22 protein-coding genes and 1 tRNA gene are annotated in these 18812 nt (G+C 63.7%); 6 read left to right on the forward strand and 17 right to left on the reverse strand.

The genetic code is table 11. The features are described 5' to 3' along the window. Positions 1 to 5: 5 nt before the first annotated feature. Positions 6 to 899: a hypothetical protein gene (locus tag GT755_RS10625; RefSeq protein ID WP_328794285.1), complete on the reverse strand. Its 894-nt coding sequence runs from the start codon at positions 897 to 899 to the stop codon at positions 6 to 8. A gap of 184 nt (positions 900 to 1083) precedes the next feature. Further along, positions 1084 to 1566 carry a MarR family winged helix-turn-helix transcriptional regulator gene (locus GT755_RS10630; protein WP_161479560.1) on the reverse strand — a complete coding sequence of 161 codons (483 nt, stop codon included), beginning with the start codon at positions 1564 to 1566 and terminating at the stop codon, positions 1084 to 1086. 108 nt (positions 1567 to 1674) lie between these two features. On the opposite strand from GT755_RS10630, the gene GT755_RS10635 reads away from it, so the two are divergent. Together GT755_RS10635 and GT755_RS10640 are read left to right on the forward strand one after the other, a co-directional pair. Then, a complete protein-coding gene (locus tag GT755_RS10635; protein WP_030455288.1) occupies positions 1675 to 2238 on the forward strand; it encodes a YceI family protein in 564 nt (187 codons plus the stop codon). 124 nt (positions 2239 to 2362) lie between these two features. Next, a tRNA-Ser gene (locus GT755_RS10640) sits at positions 2363 to 2452 on the forward strand. A gap of 82 nt (positions 2453 to 2534) precedes the next feature. Here GT755_RS10640 and GT755_RS10645 read toward each other — a convergent pair. The 11 genes from GT755_RS10645 to GT755_RS10695 all read right to left on the reverse strand — a co-directional run bounded on the left by GT755_RS10645 (position 2535) and on the right by GT755_RS10695 (position 11635). Then, entirely contained in the window at positions 2535 to 3881 is a 1347-nt protein-coding gene (locus GT755_RS10645) for a tyrosine-type recombinase/integrase (RefSeq protein WP_202609884.1), read from the reverse strand. Continuing rightward, positions 3881 to 4060 (reverse strand): helix-turn-helix domain-containing protein, encoded by a 180-nt coding sequence (locus tag GT755_RS10650; protein ID WP_161479561.1) that lies wholly within the window; start codon positions 4058 to 4060, stop codon positions 3881 to 3883. The genes GT755_RS10645 and GT755_RS10650 overlap by 1 nt, the downstream gene beginning before the upstream one ends. Continuing rightward, positions 4060 to 5622 (reverse strand): replication initiator, encoded by a 1563-nt coding sequence (locus tag GT755_RS10655; RefSeq protein WP_161479562.1) that lies wholly within the window; start codon positions 5620 to 5622, stop codon positions 4060 to 4062. The genes GT755_RS10650 and GT755_RS10655 overlap by 1 nt, the downstream gene beginning before the upstream one ends. Further along, positions 5619 to 7031, reverse strand: coding sequence for an FtsK/SpoIIIE domain-containing protein (locus GT755_RS10660; RefSeq protein ID WP_161479563.1), 1413 nt, complete (start codon positions 7029 to 7031; stop codon positions 5619 to 5621). Before GT755_RS10660 ends, GT755_RS10655 begins: the two co-directional genes overlap by 4 nt. A gap of 85 nt (positions 7032 to 7116) precedes the next feature. Continuing rightward, positions 7117 to 7410, reverse strand: coding sequence for a hypothetical protein (locus GT755_RS10665; RefSeq protein WP_161479564.1), 294 nt, complete (start codon positions 7408 to 7410; stop codon positions 7117 to 7119). Next, a complete protein-coding gene (locus GT755_RS10670; RefSeq protein ID WP_161479565.1) occupies positions 7410 to 7670 on the reverse strand; it encodes a hypothetical protein in 261 nt (86 codons plus the stop codon). Before GT755_RS10670 ends, GT755_RS10665 begins: the two co-directional genes overlap by 1 nt. Further along, positions 7667 to 8065 carry a plasmid replication, integration and excision activator gene (locus GT755_RS10675; protein WP_161479566.1) on the reverse strand — a complete coding sequence of 133 codons (399 nt, stop codon included), beginning with the start codon at positions 8063 to 8065 and terminating at the stop codon, positions 7667 to 7669. Before GT755_RS10675 ends, GT755_RS10670 begins: the two co-directional genes overlap by 4 nt. Positions 8066 to 8206: 141 nt before the next feature. After that, the gene (locus GT755_RS10680) at positions 8207 to 9028 is read right to left on the reverse strand and encodes a protein phosphatase 2C domain-containing protein (protein WP_161479567.1); all 822 of its coding nucleotides are present in this window, start codon (positions 9026 to 9028) and stop codon (positions 8207 to 8209) included. After that, positions 9028 to 9870, reverse strand: a complete 843-nt coding sequence (locus GT755_RS10685) for a sigma-70 RNA polymerase sigma factor region 4 domain-containing protein (RefSeq protein ID WP_161479568.1) — start codon at positions 9868 to 9870, stop codon at positions 9028 to 9030. Before GT755_RS10685 ends, GT755_RS10680 begins: the two co-directional genes overlap by 1 nt. A gap of 415 nt (positions 9871 to 10285) precedes the next feature. Further along, entirely contained in the window at positions 10286 to 10699 is a 414-nt protein-coding gene (locus GT755_RS10690) for an ATP-binding protein (protein WP_202609885.1), read from the reverse strand. Positions 10700 to 10792: 93 nt separating this feature from the next. Continuing rightward, complete coding sequence (locus GT755_RS10695; protein ID WP_161479569.1) at positions 10793 to 11635, reverse strand: Scr1 family TA system antitoxin-like transcriptional regulator; 843 nt, start codon at positions 11633 to 11635, stop codon at positions 10793 to 10795. A gap of 760 nt (positions 11636 to 12395) precedes the next feature. On the opposite strand from GT755_RS10695, the gene GT755_RS41075 reads away from it, so the two are divergent. Further along, on the forward strand, positions 12396 to 13313 hold the full coding sequence (locus GT755_RS41075) for a pentapeptide repeat-containing protein (RefSeq protein WP_161479570.1): 918 nt from the start codon (positions 12396 to 12398) through the stop codon (positions 13311 to 13313). A gap of 1032 nt (positions 13314 to 14345) precedes the next feature. Here GT755_RS41075 and GT755_RS10705 read toward each other — a convergent pair. Together GT755_RS10705 and GT755_RS41555 are read right to left on the reverse strand one after the other, a co-directional pair. Then, on the reverse strand, positions 14346 to 14870 hold the full coding sequence (locus tag GT755_RS10705; RefSeq protein WP_161479571.1) for an ImmA/IrrE family metallo-endopeptidase: 525 nt from the start codon (positions 14868 to 14870) through the stop codon (positions 14346 to 14348). Then, complete coding sequence (locus GT755_RS41555; protein WP_407929403.1) at positions 14863 to 15234, reverse strand: helix-turn-helix domain-containing protein; 372 nt, start codon at positions 15232 to 15234, stop codon at positions 14863 to 14865. The genes GT755_RS10705 and GT755_RS41555 overlap by 8 nt, the downstream gene beginning before the upstream one ends. A gap of 190 nt (positions 15235 to 15424) precedes the next feature. On the opposite strand from GT755_RS41555, the gene GT755_RS38535 reads away from it, so the two are divergent. Beyond that, positions 15425 to 15601 carry a hypothetical protein gene (locus GT755_RS38535; protein WP_202609886.1) on the forward strand — a complete coding sequence of 59 codons (177 nt, stop codon included), beginning with the start codon at positions 15425 to 15427 and terminating at the stop codon, positions 15599 to 15601. Positions 15602 to 15608: 7 nt separating this feature from the next. Then, the gene (locus GT755_RS10715) at positions 15609 to 15830 is read left to right on the forward strand and encodes a DUF2188 domain-containing protein (RefSeq protein ID WP_161479573.1); all 222 of its coding nucleotides are present in this window, start codon (positions 15609 to 15611) and stop codon (positions 15828 to 15830) included. Between the two features lie 842 nt (positions 15831 to 16672). Here the strand turns inward: GT755_RS10715 and GT755_RS10720 are convergent. Next, positions 16673 to 16993 carry a hypothetical protein gene (locus GT755_RS10720; protein ID WP_407929404.1) on the reverse strand — a complete coding sequence of 107 codons (321 nt, stop codon included), beginning with the start codon at positions 16991 to 16993 and terminating at the stop codon, positions 16673 to 16675. Positions 16994 to 17178: 185 nt separating this feature from the next. Further along, positions 17179 to 17736: a DUF433 domain-containing protein gene (locus GT755_RS10725; RefSeq protein WP_161479574.1), complete on the reverse strand. Its 558-nt coding sequence runs from the start codon at positions 17734 to 17736 to the stop codon at positions 17179 to 17181. A 191-nt stretch (positions 17737 to 17927) separates the two neighbouring features. Between GT755_RS10725 and GT755_RS10730 the strand changes: the two genes are divergently transcribed. After that, a complete protein-coding gene (locus GT755_RS10730; protein ID WP_161479575.1) occupies positions 17928 to 18587 on the forward strand; it encodes a hypothetical protein in 660 nt (219 codons plus the stop codon). Positions 18588 to 18812 lie beyond the last annotated feature (225 nt).

Below are 18812 nucleotides of genomic sequence, written 5' to 3' on the forward strand. Positions count from 1 at the left end.
CCCGCTCACCCCAATCCCATGCGTACGTTGAAGCAGCCGTTGGTCAGATCGCCGCCGAGTTCCACATAAGACATGGCCGACAGCTCCACCACCCGCCCCCGGGGGGATGTGCCACATTCCACGCATCGGTCGCAGAACCGTCCCGCCATGCAGCCACAGGCCACTACGGGAAGCACGGTCGCGCGATCGGCGCAGACATTCCGTACATGAACGCTCGAACCGAGCGCGAGATAAGGGAGAGCGGCGCACGAGACGCCCGCATCGGCGCAGCCGGTGTCCGACTGCTCCAGCATCGGGTAGGCCACACCGCCTTCGATGTGGTCGGACCAGACGGCCGTCCCGGAGATCTTCGACTGTACGCCGCCATAAGCCCCCGGAGGGTCGGGAACATGGGCCGCCCGATAGGCGGGCTGCGAGGTGGCCGGGATCTGCGCCAGCGCGGTCGTGCCCTCGACGGTGCCGATCGCGTCGAACAGGAAACCCGGTTCGAGACGCGGATAACGCACCCGGACCCGGCCCGACGACCGATAGGGGATCACGACCGAGCGGCGCCCCCGGTGGAGTCCGCAGTCGAGCACGACGGAGATGTCGTCACGACCGGAGACGGACAGGATGATCCCGGTCATCCGGGTCACGTCAGCCCAGATGCGGTCGACGACCTTGCCCTGCCGGAGCGCCCGGATGATCACCCGGGCGCCCACCGGCAGGTCGGCGGGGGCCACGAAGCCCCCCCGCCAGGCCTTCGCCCAGTGGGCGATGACCAGGCGTTCCTCGTGGCCCTCGTCGTCTTCGATGATGATCAGGTGAGGACTGACGTCGAGGATCGTGCCGCTGACGGCGTCGAGCAGCACCCCTCTCTCGGCGTTTGCGCGCGGCGGTTCGAGCTCGCGACCGAGCACGGCCGCCGCCAAGGCTCTCCGGCGTTTCGCTGGTATCCCCACGCTCTGTAGCCTCACATGTCGTCTGCCCTAATAGAGGCATAATTCAGGCGTTGGCTGCCGAGCGGGATCAGAATCCTCGTACTGGATGGAATCCCATGTCCCCCGTGTCAGGGCATATCACCACCTCGACGGCTTGTCCCTTTTAGGTGGCGGGTTCTACTTCCTCCGCGCCGGCGGTGGCGCAGGGCCGTACGACATCCCGGATGAGGCGGAGGGTCTCCAGGAAACGGTCGAGCTCGGCCGGCGGCAGCAGCCCGGTGAACCAGTGCTCGATGTCGTCGAGATGGCGGGGCAGCACCTCGAGCAGCCGGGCCCGCCCGGCCTCGGTGATCTGGGGGTAGAAGGCACGCCGGTCGGTCGCGCAGGCCTCGCGGGAGACGAGCCCTTCGCGCTCCAGCCGGTCGATGACGCGGGTGATGCCGCTCGTGGATAGGTTGGTCTGAGCGGCGAGGTCACTCATGCGGAGCCCCTGGCCGGGGGATCTGGCCAGCCGGATCAGCGTCTCGAAGTCGACCTCAGAGAGGCCGGCCTCCGCGAAGGCACGCCGATTTTTGTCGGCGATCCCCGTGTAGACCTCGGCGAACAGCCCCATCGCGGTCAGCCGAGGGTCGTCGAATGGATCCATGCGTCGAGTCTACGCCACGATGGTTGACGGCAGGAATATCTGTCGGGTAGACATTTGTTGGAGCAAACATCCGCAGGACAACTACCGCCTCTTCTGGAGTCATCGATCATGAGCGTACGCGAGTGGAACGGCCAGACCATCCCCACGGCCGGCACCTTCACCCTTGACGTCGCGCACACCCGCGTCGGGTTCGTGGCCAAGCACATGATGGTCAGCAAGGTCCGGGGCAACTTCGAGAAGTTCGACGGCACGATCACCGTCGCCGAAGAGCCGCTCCAGTCCAGCGTCGAGGTCAACATCGAGGCCGCCTCGATCACCACGCACGTCGGCGACCGCGACAACCACCTCCGCAGCGACGACTTCCTCGCCGCCGACAAGTTCCCCCAGATCACCTTCAAGAGCCTCCGCGTCGAGAACGTCGACGGCAACGAGTTCACCCTCGTCGGCGAGCTGACCATCCGCGACGTGACCAAGGAAGTCCCGCTCAAGGTCGAGTTCGGCGGCGCCGCCACCAACCCGTGGGGCCAGGAGATCTTCGGCTACTCCGCCGAGACCGAGATCGACCGCGAGGCCTTCGGCCTGACCTGGAACCAGGCGCTGGAGACCGGTGGCGTGCTGGTCAGCAAGAAGATCAAGATCGAGATCGAGGGCGAGGCCGTGCGTCAGGCCTGACGTTCTCCCCCTTCGCGCAGACCTTGTCCACAGGCTGTGGATAAGGTCTGTGCGACGCGACGGGTATCCACTTTGCCGCGTCGGCGGATCGCCGGTACTCTGTCGGGAGCCGATATGGCTACCAGGAGGTTTCGCCTAGTCCGGTCTATGGCGCCGCACTGCTAATGCGGTTTGGGTCTCAAGCCCATCCGGGGTTCAAATCCCCGAACCTCCGCAGTTCAGAGGCCCTCTTCCCTGTAAGGGACGAGGGCCTTTTTGCTGCCTGAAATAGGTCAAGGTTGCACTTTGGGTTGCAGTTAGCCACCCCAGAGGGCGGAGCCCAGGCGGTCGCTGGCGTCCTTCATCTGGAGGCTTGCCACGTGGGTGTAGCGCTCTGTCGTGGTGACCTTGGTGTGGCCGAGGACCTCTTGCACGACGCGGATGTGCACACCCTGCTCTATGAGGAGCGTCGCGGCGGTGTGGCGGGCGTCGTGGACTCGGGCGTCTCGGACCTTGGCCTGACGGAGGATCGACTTCCAGACCTTCCAGTCTTCGGTTCGTTCGATGGGGCCGCCGAGCCTCGTCGCGAAGACGAGGTCATTGTCTTCCCACCTGTCGCCGGCCTTTAGACGCTCGATGGCTTGGAGTCGGCGGTGTTCCTTCAGCAGGGCCAGGAGGGCGGGTGGGCATTGAAGGGTGAGTTTGGACTTGCCCTTGCGCTGGCGGAACTCCAGACCGCCGCCTGATTTGGCGGGGCATTTGTCCGCGTGGGCCGCGCAGTCTTTCAGGCAAGGACGCCGGTAGCAGGTGTGGCCGGACTTCTTGCAGTCTTCCTTGCACGAAGGTTCATGCGTGTGGATCTTGCAGTTCTTCTTGCACGGCGGGCGGTGCCATTTCTGGCCGCAGGCGTGCGGATCGGAGCAGCCGTGGCGCCACTCGGTGCGCTGAATCTGGAACCACGCTTTGATCTGGCCGGTTTCGAGGTCGACGTATGACCAGCGGAGGCCGAGCGCTTCGCCTTGCCGGATTCCCAGGGACAGGGCGACCGACCAGCGGGCGCCGTTGCGCCGTGTCTTGGCAATGTCGAGGATGCGGCGAGCTTCTTCGAGGGTCAGCGGCTCGATCTCAGTGGGGTTCGCGGTCGGAGCGTCGATAAGCGTGGCGACGTTCCTCGTGATGCGTCCGCGTCGTACCCCGATGGTCAGAGCGCGGGACAGGATGCGGTGGACTTTGAGGACCGAGCTCGGGGACAGCCTGCGCTCCAACATCGTGGAGTAGGCAGTGTCCAGGTGCTCGGGGGCGAGCTTGTCGAGTCGGTGTTTGCCGAGAAGGGGAATGATCCAGTTCTTCGACTTCGACCGGTAGTCGCTCAGGGTGCGAGGAGCGAGCTTGCCCGACTGGACCAGGCGAGCACAGATCACGTCGAGGAACTCAGTGATCCACTGCTCGACCGTGGGAGGGCGGCCGGCTTTGGCGACCTGACCGCTGTCGCGCTGCTTCTCCAGCTCTTGGACTTTGCGGGTGACCTCGGCTTCTGTCTTGGCCTTGCGGTGTCGACGATCCGGGGAGCCGTCCGCCTTGACGCCCATGGTCACCCAGCCGTGCCACAGACCGTCTGCGCCCAGGTAGATAGACGAACGGCTGTTGGGTTTCCGGCCCGCCATCAGGCAGCCCTTCCTTCCAGGCTGGCGGCGAACTCCTGGAGCGCCGCCGCCGGGATCAGGCGGTAACCGTCGTGCTTGATGGAGCGGAGGTCACCCGACTTGATCAGGCGGAAGATGGCGGTACGGCTCATGCCGAGGACGGTCGCGGCGTCCTTCGGCCGGTAGAAAAGTTGATCCATTACGCTGCCCTCCCTTCGGCGAGTGCCTGTAGTTGGTCGAGGTGGTTTCGCCAGCGCTGGCGTTCATGGACGGACCGCAGCAGCCGGACGCCGATCGGTGCCAGGCCGGGGTCACCCGGTTTGGCCTTCTGCCAGACGTAGCGGTGCGGGTCGACGGGTTCGTCTTCCTGGCCGAGGGCCTCCAGGACCCAGGTACGCCGGTCTCGCCGGTGTTCGGCCAGGGTCTTGTTCGACCACTTGCGGGACACGAGCACGCGCCGTCCGGCGTAGCCGAGGTGTTCGGGCTTGTGGGCTTTTCCCTTGCAGCGGCCGGGGGCCATGCCCGGCTTGGCGTTCTTGGGCTGGACGCCGTATCGGAGCCAGTTGGGGCAGGTCGGGGCGCAGGGCTCGAATCGGAGCGCGTCCAAGAAGCGTTCGGCGTGGGCGCGGCGGCGGGGGTCGTCGGTGCCGAGGGGGTCGCCGAGGCTCTTGGACAGGTACTTGGAGAGGTAGCGGATCAGTTGGTCGGCGTCCGGGGTGCCGGCCAGGACGCTTTGAATGTCGGCCTGGTCGCCGAAGCGGACCACGTGTTGCGGGTCGGGGCCGAGCTGGTCGAGGGCCTGGTCCCAGGTGGGGAGGATCTCGCCGGTCCGGGGGTCGAGGTAGCCGATGCCGTCCACCCACTCCGGCAGGTGGTCGCTGTCGAAGCGGATGGTGTCGGTGGAGGGCCACCACACCTGGTGGTAGGTCGCGGCGATGATCTGCCGGAGTTCGGCCCTGGGCAGGGTGCCCCGGATGGCCATGTGCAGGTGTGGGGTGAGCCGCTTCTGGGGTTCGACGGTGGCGAAGTACTGCACGTCATATCCGGCCACGCGGCGAAGGTTCTGCACGAAGCGGTCGACGAGCCGGGAGAAGTGCAGCGCGTCGCGGGCCGCGCGGGTGTAGTCGTAGCGGTCGGGGTCGCGGGGGACGGCGTCGAGGATCTTGCCGTACGAGGGCAGGGTGAGCGTGACGAACATCGAGGGCCGGTAGGTCTTGCCGTTCGGGCCGGTAAAGGTGCGGCCGAGCGTGGTCTTGGTCATCTGACGTCGGGGCAGGTCGGGTGCGTCCTGCCGCCGTCTGGTCGAGCGGGACCGCTTGACCGATGTCCGGCCGGTTGCCTTGCCGCGCATCCCCGCCTGGATGATCTCCTCGTCCAGGTCGGCGATGGCGGCGTCCAGGTCGGCGGTGGCTCGGCCGGCCTTTTCCTCTGCGTCGCGCCATCCTTGGGCGTCGGCCCGGAGCGCGACCAGATAGCGCTGATAGTCGTCGGCGTCGTCAGGGGTGTTGATCGGTTCCTCGTCGGCGTGCCAGCCCTCACGGCACTGGACGCGACGGAGCTGCCGGTTCCGGGTGGCGCAGGGCGGGCACTTGCTCTCCAGAGTCGCCCCACAGGGGGCGTCGATCATGTCGGTACGTCCGGTGAGGATGTCCATCCGCTTGAGAGCGACCGGGCGGATACAGACGCCGTGTTGCTTAGCGATCTCCTCCGCCACGTCGCGGGCCAGCGGCCGGGTGAGGCGGCTCGGGCACGGCTGGTTCAACGGGCCTCCCCGACGAACTCGGCGACCATGTCCCTGATGTCGGCGTCCGAGACGTAAGCCGCCCGGACCCGGATCGGGTCGGGGGAGGACTCCAGCCGTACATAACCAACGCCAGGCGTCGAGGGAGAGATCCGGTCGGCCAGGGCGCCCCGGTCGCGGGCGCCGTCGCCCAGGACCATGTCGACCTGTTCGGACTCGTCCAGCCGTAATGCGATCTTGTCGGGGAACAGGTTCCGGATGTTGATGACCTCCTTGCGCGGGTCCTGAAGTGCGGCCATGACGCCGACCCCGACCGCACGGCCCTGGGTGGTGAGCGTGGCCAAGGCCGCCGCGATGCGCTGCCGAAGGCCCTTGTCCGACTGGTAGGCGGTCAGGAACGCCACCTCGTCGACGACCACCAGGACGAACGGGTCAGCCACGGTCGGCACGTGGAAGCGCCGGACGCCGGCGAAGCGGTCGGCCCGTTCCTGCATGACCGAGACCGCCGCGTCGAGCAGGTCGGCGCATTCCTCGGGACTGGCCGCGTACCGGTTGCCGAACAGGGCGCGGCCGAAGGACAATTCCATGCGCTTGGGGTCCAGAGCCCAGACCTGTACCAGGCCCGCCCGCATCGCGGCCAGTAGCCCGCGGATCGTCGACCACAACCACGAGCCCTTACCGGCGCCCGTGCTTCCGGACACCAGGACGTGGGTGCCGTGAATGTTCAGCAAGTACGGCGTGCCGTCCTCGCACCGGCCGATCTCCACCGGCCCGACCGAGGGCCGTTCCGGGATGGGCACGGCGGGCAGCGGCTCGGCGAGCGGGTCGCGCCGGGGAAAGGTCAGCACGACGCGGCCGGACTTGGCGACCGTCACCCGGCAGGACATCGCGCCGAAGCCGTGGGCCAAGTGCTCGATGCGGTCGGTCCAATCCTTCACGGCCTGACCGGTGAGCATCTTGACGGTCACGCGGTCGGCCCAGCCGTCGCACTCGACCCGCAGCAGCTTGGGCAGGTAGTCGCGCCCTTGGAGATGGCGGCCGAGCCCGGACACGATCATCACCGGCTGCCAGTGACGCCGGTAGATCCACACGCGCCGCCAGAAGGCCAGCAGCCGCCGGCCGATCCAGTGGGAGAAGGACGCGCGATGGGTCAGCGCCCACGCTGACGGGATCGAGACGAGCGCGGCGACCACCGGGACGGCGACTTCCCAGCCGTACCCGATCAAGAGCACGACCGGAGTGGTCACCACGGTCACCGCGACGGGATGGACGAAGAGGGTACGGATCACGCCGACCACGGAGCGGACCACGAAGATCAGGATGGTCAGGATCGCAGGGGTCTTGATGACAGCCGGCTTGAACACGACCGCCGTGTCTGGGGTGGTGGACACGAGGTTGTGCACCTCGCCACCGGGAAAGCGCTTGAGCATAAGGTTGGTTCCTCTCGTGATTTCGCAGTCAGGGGAGATCCAGGGGCCGCCGGAAGTAGCCGCTTCCAGCGGCCCCGTCTGTGTGTCAGGCAGCAGGCTTGGCCTGTTCGGCGTGCAGCCGCTCGCAGTCGGCCAGGTAGCGGGCGGCGGCGGTGAAGATCTCGCGAGCCGTCTCCACCTCCGCCGTGGTGACCAGCCCGCCGCCCGAGGCCGAAACGCTGACGTCGGCTTCCTCGGAGCGAAGCGACAGGTACGGCCGACCGTCGGTCATGATCCGCGCCCGCGCCCGGACGTCGGGCGTGTGGAAGCTGAGGGTGATGTGGGGCTTCTCGTGGAGCCCGATGGTCACGGACAGATTGGTGTACGGGGGAAGCTCCATCAGGCCACCCCACCCGGCTTGGACCGGCCGTGAAAGCAGCGCTCGACCCACAGGGCGAACACGGCCGCCTCACGGGCGAGCTGCCGCGCGAACTCCAGGTCAGCCGCCGTCACCCGGTCACCGGCCGAGGTGGTCAGCAGCAACGAGGTGGAGCCGACGTCGAGGGTCAGCACCGGCATCCGCACGGGGTAGGACAGGGCCTTGGCCGAAGCCCCGGCAGCGGTGTTGAGGTTGATGAGGGTCACCGGGCGCTTCTTCATGCGGCGTCCTTGGCGGTCGGCTTGGCGGCGCGGGGAGCCCGCATCACTCGGGCGGAGATGGAGTAGGCCAGGCGCCCGGTGGCCTGGTTGACGTAGGGCTTGACCTCCAGGCCCTCGAACTCGGCCGGGGCCAGGGGGACGCCGGGCAGGGGCGGCGGTACGACCGGCCGGACCTCGGAGAGGATCTTGATGGTCACCGTCTTCTGCGCGGCCTTGAGCGTGGGGTCGGCGTCCATGACCGGGACCTGCCAGACGGGCAGGCCGGTGGCCAGGTCCTTGGCCTGGGCGTCGCGCTTGGCGTCGAAGTCCTTGGCCGCCTGGACGTCGCCGACGACGTAGCAGCCGTGGGGGAACAACAAGTCGAAGTGAATGGGGATGGGCCGCTGAATCGCCATGAGTACTCCCGTCTACCCCCCTAGACGGCTACGGCGGTTCCGAAGCGAGGACTGTCTAGGGGGCTATTCAAAAGATACGAAGACGAGCGCCGACTGTCTAGGGGGGTAGACGACTAAGAGCGCGTAGGCATGAATCCGGTATCAGGCGACGCGGCAGACGACGGCAGTCGCGTCGTCATGCGGCTTGCTGCGAGGCCACCGTTCCCCATGAAGGTCTGACCTTTCGACCTGCCGGACCTGCCGGATCAGCTCGGCCGGTCCGTCGTTGGCCATCAGGTCGAGGAGCTGGCGCCAGGGGGCGAGCCGGTAGCGGTCGAAGGCGTCGGCGGCGCCGTCAGACAGCAGTGCAAGGGTTCGTACGTCCGCGACCGGCACAGTGCCGGTCAGAGCATGATCAGCGGCGAGAGGGTCGGCGGCGGCGATCCAGAATCCACCCTCCCGGTTGCGGTACTCGTGCAAGGTCTCGACGTACAGGCGCCGGGCTTCCGCGTGTTCCGGTGTGCCGCCTCGGAGGCTGTCGAGCTGGACGCGACGAGGGGCGGCGACCTGGTCCAGCCGGTCGTCACAGATCACCTCTGGCTCGGCCGTACCGGTGTCGATGATGAGCGTGCTGTCACCGAGAACCAGCCACTCCAGGTCGTCGGCGACCTTGCGCACCATGACGACGGTGGCCGTGGGACACCTGCCCGAGAACAGGTCACACGTGGTGTCGTGCAGGGAGGCGACGTGCTTGATCCCTCGGGCCAGGAGGTCGGGCAGAGGGTTGGCGTTCCGGGTCATCTCCGTCAGGAGGGCCGAACCGAGGTTGTGGGAGTACCACCGCACGCTGTGGGAGCAGGCCGAGGCCACGCCGGGTGGCCTGCTGGCACCGTCGAGCAGGACGACCGCGTCCGTGGTCGCGCCCACGTAGTCTTCGTTCGGCCGGTCGGGGTGGCCCGGTTCGCTGGCGAAGGTGACCCGCATCAGGCGTCCGCGTGCCGGTAGAGCGGGCTCGCCAACTCCGCCCGCACGGGTTCGCCGGTCTCGGGGTCGTACTCGACCGCGACCACGCAGGAGAACCGGTGCTCGTCGACCTGCCCCCAGATGGTGGCGAGTTCCTCGGAGAGCAGGTGGATGACGCCGAGAGAACCGCTCGGATGGATGCCGGCGATGGCCAGGAACGTGCCCTTGCCGTCCGGCCGGGGGAGTCGGCCGAGGAAGGCGGAGTCCATAGGCCGGGCAGGTTGGACCTGGCTGCCGGATCGGTATTGCTGGCCTGTGCGGGTGTCGAGGAGCTTCCACCCGATGTCGTCCCGGTCCCAGCGGATCGCCGGATCGGTGTCGTAGGCGGTGCGCATGGCCTCGGACATCCGAGGGCCGCAGATGACGAGCAGACCCGAACGGTTGAGATCGATCTGCCCGTCCACGGTGACGTTGTCGGTGGCGACGGTAAGGCCGAAGCTGCGGGCCAGGTCCTCCAGGCGCTTGCCGGCGCGCAGGTCGTCCAGCGCGACCATGGAGCGGCCGGTGGCCGCGTCGTGGCGCAGGGGAGTGACGACGATGGCCGTTCCGGCGCCGAAGAACGCGCCCTCGGGTGCGGGGCCGGTGTGGCGGATCTGGTGGATACGTCCGCGCGAAAGGCCGGCCTTCTCGGCTATCGCGGCGTAGGACATGCCTTGGGCGTGGAGGTCCTGGATGACGCGGCGGCGGAGACGGGCCAGTTCGGCGACTTCTTGTTGTGCGGCGTTGAGTCGTTCGGTCGCGACCCGGATCAGCCGGAAGGGGTCGTCAATCGCGGCGATCGTGTCCAGGTCACTCGGTGGCACCGTTCCTCCTTGCTCGTGCTCCGCCGAGTTTAGCCCCCTAGACAGAATGTCGTCCATCCCCCTAGACAGTACGCTTTCAACCGGTTCGCCCGTTTTCGAATCCACGGCACGTATTGCCGAACGCCGCTTCGGGACCCCGCGAGGGCTCACCGTGCCATCCCCGAAAGGATCGCCGACCAGACGTGATAAGCCTCAGCGACATGCCAGCGCTGAGTCTCGCGGATCTCGGGGGAGCCCTCGCCCTGGGCGGTACGGCGGATGAATCCCTGACCGCCGACTTGGCACAACTCGTACACGACGGGCAGACAGTCGCAGGTCCAGGCGATCACCCGTATCCGCGCACTGTCCCATGGCGTGTACCAGGTGAGGTCCGTGCATCCTGGTGCCGGTTGTGGGGCGTGCTCGCTCTGGCAGGTCATCGCGGAGAGGTCGCGTGGGCGGCCATGGGGTCGAGCTTGAGCAGCGCCCACACGGTACGGCCGGTGTGATCGCCGTAAACGCCCCAGTTGTCGGCCAGCGATGCGACCAATAAGAGGCCGCGCCCGCTCTCGTCGTCTGAGTCGGGGCGAAGGTGTGGAGCGCCTTGGCCGCCCTCGTCGACGACGCCGAGCCAGACCTGATCGTGTTCGGCCTGGATGCTGACGAGGAACTGGCCACCGAAGCAGGAGGAGGCGGTGTGGCGGATGGCGTTGGTGGCGAGCTCGCTCACGATCAGCTCGGCCGAATCGGCGATCGGCCAGGTTCTCAGACAATGGGTGACGAACCGGCGGGCTTCGGTCACCGAGGCGAGGCGGCCAAGGAACATGCGGGACATGCGCCAACGGGTCATGGTGGAGCTCCGTTGTATAGGGGGCTAGACATCCTGCAACGGAGCGTATGACCAACACTAGAAGTGACTCAAGGTATACGACGCATAAATGCGTCAACTCTCGGTGTGGTCGTCCAGCTTTCGGAAGTCGGCGGAGATCTGCCCCAGCAGCTCCCAGAAGTTGGCCTCGTAGACGGCCGAGCTTTCGAACGCGGCGAAGGCCGCTTCATGGGCCTCCACCTCGGACGCCTCCGTCATCGTGAAGTCGCCCGTCAGGCTCTCCACGACGCTTACCGCGCCATCGAAGATCGTGAACCCGTGCAGTGGGAAGACGGGGGTCTCAACCCGCCATGGGACGATGCCGAGCCGGACATGCGGCAGCGTCGAAACCTGATACAGCCGATCGAGCTGAGCCATCATCAACGACGGCGAACCTGGCCAAGTGCGGACCGCACCTTCGGTCAGGACGAACGCGAAGCGCCGGCTGTCCTCAAACAGCACCGCTTGAGCTTCCACCCGAGCCGCAGCAGCCTTGGCGGCGTCGTCCTCATCCACGTCCCGGCCGATCGCCACAGCCAACCGGGCGTACTCGGCTGTCTGTAAGAGGGCCGGAATCATGGCAGAAGAGAACACCGTGACCGACGTTGCCGAACGAATTCGGGCCGCGTTCGCCGCCTCACGACCGGCCAGGCCGCCCTTCAGGCGGGACACCTCTACCCGTAGCCGAGAGAGGAGCAGGTCCAGTTCCTCGCGCGTGTGCTGATTCAGGTTGAGCGCGGCGGATACCTGTTCAACCGTCTCCGGTGTGGGGAGTAGTCGGCCTGTCTCCATCCGGGAGATGGTCGGCTGGGCCACCCCGGCGAGTTGCGCGAGTTCCTTGCCTGTTAGGCCCGCATTCTTGCGAAGCCGCCGCAGCAGCTCACCCAACTCCCGCAACCGATCACGCCGATCCTCCATGCAGGCGTTCTACCACCGACGCTTCAACCCGTGGTCAGAGGTCAGCCGGAACACTGCCGAATTGTTCTTGTAGGGGATCAAGCGGCGGCGCGCCGCGCCGCCGTAACCGGCCCTCTGCCGCCTGCCGTCCGGGCATGCGGCGTGGGCGCCGGTCCCGAACGGCGGCGGCCCGGGCCGTCCGCCGACCTGCGCAGCCGCCGTTGCCGAACGAACGCGCCGTAGGTCGGCCCGCCGCCTTCCCGCCGTAGCCCTGCACCCGCTGCCCCATTTTCCGGGGCAGGCAGAACCTGTCAAGGACGGCCGTGCAGGTAGGACAACCCATGCAGGGGGAAGGTCACCGGCGAATGTACACGCGAAGCCGTCCTTGACAGAACCTGCCCGACAGTCCCGGAGATGGCAGCTATCGAGAGCAGGGGGGAGATGCCGCAAACTCAACAAAGACGCTCTTTCGGCGGCTTATCCTGTGGAGCTGCTGAATGGTGTCTAGGAATTGCTCCCCCGAGAAGGCTTACTCTTATCCACCTTACAGGTAGAAACGGGGAGCCCGAGTGCCGGTTGGCTCCAAATAGTGTATCCAGCGAATCGCGCATAGACCACTGGCGGTGTCATAGCTACGACGTAACAAGCTAATATTGCATGTCGAAGAGATCTAGACTGCCGCATCAACCTACGATTCTATATAGCTATGGGAAGTATCTGGCGGATCTATATCAGGACTCTTCTCCCTTCGGTTGAACGGCAAACTAGCTTTCTGATGCGCGTGAACCTCTTCCTGATAGGTGGGGCGTGCTTTGTCGTTCTGGGATGGACGCTCGGGCCAGGTGCAGCGTGGATCTTGGAACACTTCGATGGCGTAGCGCTAGCAACGCTTGAAAGTAAGGACCTGGCGGCTGCAACAGATGCAGTACGCGGTAAGGCTCTCACTGTAGCAACTGCTGTAGGGGCGGCTATCGCCATCTATTTCACCGCTAAGTCATTTCAGCTCAGCAGGCAGAATCATGTTACTGACCGCTTTTCGAAAGCAATCGAACAATTAGGGTCGATGGAGTCTGCGATAAGGCTTGGTGGGATCTATTCGCTTGAACGTATCGCTAAAGACTCGCCAAGAGATCATCCTGCCATAATGGCGATCTTGGCGGCGTTTGTGCGCAACCCGCCTCCAATCCAAAGAGGAACAGACGTAGACTCTTCGAAGCATGTAATTTTGCGATCAACGACAGAGGTGTTGCCGGAGAAAATTCAGCTACGATTTGATATTCAAGCTGCGCTTACTGTATTAGGACGACGCAATGTAGGTAACGATAAATCGATCTTTGTGATTGACTTTCGTGGTGCAGACCTAAGTTACTCGGATCTAGCGGGATGCCGCTTCGGTGCAACGATCTTTGCCGATGCAAATCTAACAAAAGCGAACCTTGCTGGCACCTATCTTGCCGATTCTAATCTTGGAAACACGAATCTCTCGGGTGCCAACTTGATTGGCGCAAACTTGAAAGGTGCGATACTGATAAATGCGGACCTTACACAAGCTGAGCTCATGATCGCTAAATTGGATGGCGCTAATCTTCGAAGTGCGAAGCTTGTTGGCGCTAATTTAAAAGATGCCTATTTATGGAAGGCGATATTTGTTGATGCTGATCTCACGGACGTTGTAGGGCTGCCATCTCGTAAACGTTAAAGGTGGTCGCAGCCGAGAGATGGCAAGTTGCCGACAACCGGAAGCTGAGGGGGCTGTTCCCCGCGCTGTACGATGTGGGGCCGTGTCTTGGTAGCTGCCTGCTCTCCTTGGTCTCAGAGATCACCGAGTTTTGCCAGCTCCGAGCAGGTTTACTGGAGAAGGATAAGTGCATGGCGAGGATGCACGCCGAGTGCCATACTTCTGTGCTATGCCTCGCGCCGATCGAGTAAGCCTTAACCATGAAGCGCTTGCGATGCCTGCTGTGGATCATCTTTCGAATCATGGCATGCTTAACGTGCTCTTAGACCGGACTCTTTCGGGGTTGCCGGCTGGACTGCCACCGAATCGAACGATGGTCGGCCTATTTATGAATTTCGTAAGACTAACAGATAAAGCGCTTCGTGAATACGATGCCGCCCGGGCCGAGTTGCTCGTATTCGTTTCACCTCGGCATGAGCTTCTTATGGGTCCGTACCTGAGATCCATTGACCACATGGAGAACTGTGTGAGTGCGACCCATCGAGCGGTTCTTAACGCGCGAGCACTTCGGGAAAATAGGATAGGTCGAGGAGCCCCAGTTCTGACACTGCGGCAGGAAGAGCGGTTGAGGTTCCTGCGCAATGCAGTAGAGCATTCCGACGAGAAGATCTTAGGGAATCAGAAATATAAAAAGAGTCCGGTTTTCGACCGGGCTGACCCATACTCTCTCCGGCTTGCTAATACATCCATGGTGATCGGCGCGCATGTTCTGACGTACAAGGAACTCGTGTCCGCCATGACGAAATGCCATCAGACGATTGAAAAAGTACGGGGAGTTCCAACTGGAACGCCTAGTCCAAGCTTTCCAAATAGCAAACTACGGACTACTATAGACGGCGCCACTCCGAAGCCGAGTTCAACTCGGTATAGCGATTACTTTAGAGAGTTAACTCGACTCGTCATTACTCACTCCTGAGAGGCGCATGTGGGCCGAGACGGGCGGAGTGAATCACAGGAGCATGCCTAGCGGTCGGATGCTGGCTACATGGACGTCTACGCAGTAAGAATTCCTAGATTTATCAGCCGGAAGCCCATTGCTTCAGTGCTTACATCGAATTCTCGCGCCAAGTTCACAATAAGGTCGCTGTGAACGATGGACGGATTTTCGTCCATCAGTCGAGCAGCACTAGAAAGAATCATATCTTCCGGCATGAGGATATTGGCCGCGAATGCGTTCGCTTCGATTTCTTCAACTTTAGTAGCCATGCTGGAGACTTCATCGCGCAAGTCGATACGCAATACTGCTTGATCCACAGTTAGCTCTCTGCCTTCATGTAGGAGCAAGTGGCCCAATTCATGTGCGATGGTGAAGCGTTGACGCCGTCGACTTGTTTGGGTGTTTACGCCAATTATCCAGCGACTTCCATTGCGGAGGGCGAATCCGGATTCGGGTCCTTCGAATCGGTGTCGAGCAATCTCTGCACCCTCGGCCTGAGCTATTTCTTCTACTGGAATCGGCAGAGTTCTAATCGAGTACTTGTTGAGTACACTCTCCGCTTTGTCACGTGCCTTACCCATCTTTCCCCTCGGGGTGTTTGATTCCTAGTTGTGCAACGGCTGCGCGCACGAAATCCTGAGCAGATTCTGGAGAATCGGCAAGTCTTGCGCTCAGATCGGAGATTTCCTCATTGCCATTCATTGAGGATTCTTGTGGCAGAAGGGCTATCACCTCAGTGCTGAGAGCTTTTGCTATCAAGACACAAAGGTGAAGCGCGATGCGCTGCCGACCCGTTTCCAAGTTTGCCACGGAAGAACGGGTAAGGCCCAAATGTTCGGCGAGTTCGGCTTGACTCAGTCCAGCATTCAATCGGGCACCCCGAATCCGGAGCCCCACAAGGCGATAAAAGTCATCTATGCCGACATTTCGGACTTCAGGCACCATAGCTCCCCGCCGTTGCGTGCGCGAATTCTACCCTATCGTGTCAGTGCTTTGGATGTGATCTTGGAAACGTCAAAAATGATGACGTTGACTCTGTCTGTGGCTGCTGTTGACGAGCGGGATGCGTGAGGCTATGGTCGTTTGCCGTAAGAACAGAGCGCGATCGAGTGTCAGAAATACTGACGCTCGTGCCATGGAGGTGATCGTGGCGAAGAACACGGGCCGGAGCTTCCGGCTCGGAGCTGTCCGTCGGCGTAGCCAGGTCCAGAACCCGGTTACCGGCATCTGGACCAAGCGTGATGCCACCAGCGGACGGTTCATGGACGGAAAACAGCAGGGCACCTTCAAGGGTGTCCGTAAGGAGAAGTAGAGATCTCGTGGCCAGAAAGATCTACCGGGTGGTGCCTGCCGCCTCGCAGTGGCAGGTCAAGAAGGATGGCAACGTCCTTGCCACCTTCAACCTCAAGACTGACGCGGTCAGTCATGGTCAGCAGCTGGCCAAGGCCAACATGCCGAGCCAGCTCGTCATCTACCTGAAGGACGGAACCATCGAGAAGGAGTACACCTACGGCTCGGACCCGTACCCGCCCGCCGGCTAGAGGCACCCAGGACGGTGACCCTTCGAAGTAGCCGTCCCAGGTACCCCATGTTCATAGAACCGCTTACATACTAGAGGGCTCCCACGACATTCGTGGGGCCCTCTAGTTCGTTTGGCAAATGAGGTTGAGGCGCTGTTCTCCTTGCTCAGGGAGGTGGGTGAGTGGTTCAGGCTGTCGCTACTGGTACGCCGAGGCGCGGCAGAGCTCATCCTGTGGCACTCGCTCCGCTTGTATTCCGGGCCATCAGGGGATAGACGGCGGAACCACGCAAGCTGGAGAGCTAGTGATTCGGGTTGCAGTTTGGGTTGCAGTTCCACATTGACCATGGCCGTCCCAGGTCGAGCGCGGCAGCACCCCGGTCCACATGACACGACCTGAGACGATCACGCCCCGAGCTGCTAATGCGGTTTGGGTCTTAAGCCCATCCGGGGTTCAAATCCCCGAACCTCCGCAGTTCAGAGGCCCTCTTCCCAGTAAGGGACGAGGGCCTTTTTGCTGCCTGAAACGGGTGAAGGTTGCAGTTATGAGCCCCAGAGGGCGGAGCGCGAGCGGTCGCCGACGTCCGTCATCTTCGCCGGCATGAACAGAGGGGGTTGAGCAGCCGATCCGCATGACACATGAGACGCACGCGACGCCGACATTTGACCGTTGTGACCCCCCCACGATGAAACCTGGCAGACCGCGGCGCGGGGTAGTGGTTTCACGGTTGCGACTCCTCGCACAAGCGATGCCAGGCACGTGGCAAGGTGTTACGACCCCTCGCAGGGAGGGCTTGCCCCTTCGGCTACGAACGCGATTCGGTTGACCTGTTGTGCTTCCGGGCTGCAGATGCATTTCCTCGCTCAGGAAGCAGGCCAGAATTTTGGCGGAATCTCAGATGGTACGCAGAGTTTGTACCTGGAGCCGGGGCTCGGGTCGATGCCGGTCAAGACGACGAGATGCTGGGCCGTGGCATGGGTGAGCAGGCTCAGGACGCCCGGGAGCGCCGCGCAGACGGTCGCGATCGCGATGCCCGTGCCGGTGAGGCCAGCGTGCTTGTGCGGGTACTGGATGCGGTGGATGCCGGAGCGTGCGATTGCTTCGACCTCATAGGGGCGCTGCATCTGCTTGGCATCGTTGGTCAGGACTGCCCCGAACCCTTCGCCGGCGGCCTTCGGCCACAAGGCCGAGTCCTTCGTGCCCTTCCAGCCGTCGAGGTCGAGGACGTGAGTGATCTGGCGGAGATCCTCGACGAGGTTTCTGATGGCTGCGGCGACGGGGGTGGCGACGTCTCGTCGAGCAGCAGCCTCAAGCGGCCGTCCCGATCTGAGGGCGGTAGCTCTCGACGTACCTTGCGAAGTCCAGGCGTCTAGGCGTCTAGGGCGGCTTCGGGGGAGACCTGCGGGTAGAAACGCTGGATGCGTTCGGGGGCGACGCCGTCGCGGAGCAGGGCTGCGACTTCCTCGTAGGGTACGCGGGTTCCTTCGATGACCGGTTCCCCGCCACGGATCTCCGGGTCGACTTCCAAGTGCTTTCGGGGCTTCATGAGGTCAGGGATCTGTCGACTCTGGACGTAGAAGGGCCGGAGGACGTCGATGAACTGGTCGATGACGATCTGCCCGCCGCGTTTTACCAGGTCGGTCGCGTGTTCAGGTTCGACCAAGTAGATCGTCGAGAGGTCGGCTACCAGCTTGTACGCCGAGAGGTGCTCGGCGAAACCGAGCCCGAAGCGGAGCTCGGTGAGAGCCTTGCGGATGCTCTGCAGAGACTGCTCGCGGCGAAGGCTGACGCAAGTTCGGAGGGCGACGAGGTCCTTGAAGGAGTAGAGGATCGGGCGTTCCGGTGAGATCTCCGGGACGAGGATCGGGGTTCCGTCCGGTCCGGGTTTCCGCCAGTGCTGGAGTTGCCTCAGCGTGGCGCCGGACAACGCGGCCGCGAGTCTCGGCTATACGACATGGATCCTCACCCCCTCTCGTCCACACCCATCATCGCAAACGAGTCCAGCCTGACCCCGGCGAAGCGGGACGTGCCGAAACAGTGCAGGGTGGTGGAGCTGTAGATGCGTGACCATCTCGCTAGGCTCGCGGGACGTTCGGGTTGTTTCGGAGGGATCGTCGGATGGAAGTCCAGATCGTTCAAGGGCGGCTTACCGAAGTGCCGACCGCTGATGCGAAGGGTATGGAGCGGCGCGTCTTTGGCGAGTTCGTGGGCCCTCGGGGTGAACTGGCCTCCTACGCCTTCGGGTGGACGACTGGGGAGGAGCCGAGAGTGGCTCGCTTGACGGTCGGGATCGGCGCCGGCAATCCCGAGGGCGGCACATTCCACGCCATGGTGTTCGAGAACGAGGACGGCCATGCGTTCTCGCTCACCGATGAGCCGTTTGAGCAGGTGCCGGAGGGTGGACCGGACCTGACTGCGGACCAGGCCCGGGCCCATGCGGACCTGCCGTTCATCTGGTGGGTCGTAGACCAGGTCATGGAACGTGATCAACGTGCGTTGTGGATGAGGCACTGGCTTCTCGGCACCCACTGCATCCAGACCGCTGAAGTCTTCGACCTTCGGGAGCCTATTCTCCTCATCAGTCATGACGCCGAGGGCGGCCTCTGGCAGCTCATCGGCACTACGAACGCCGACAGCAGAGGAAAGATCGGCCATCTCCACCATGCGGTGGACACGGATCCGACCTTGGCCGAGGTGCTTGACCTGCCTCCGGGCCACACCGCGACCCGTCCCCACGTCGGAGCACCCTGGACCCGCCACCACGGCTACCCGGCGTAGATGCCTTAGGGCGTTCCCTCCGATTGATGGTCAGGAGCGCCTTCATGATTTCCTGTGATGTCGCGTCATAGCCGATGCGCGTCCCGGTTGGTGACGAAGAACCGGCAGGAATGGGTGATCTACGGAAAGTCATGTAGGCAGTACGTCGCCTGTCGAAGTGGCTGCTGCTCCTCTCGCGTCTGAACTTCGTCCGCTCGCGGATAGGACGTCCAGACTGCAGTGAGG

This window comes from Herbidospora solisilvae, assembly GCF_009901565.1.
Classification (GTDB): Bacteria; Actinomycetota; Actinomycetes; order Streptosporangiales; family Streptosporangiaceae; genus Herbidospora; species Herbidospora solisilvae.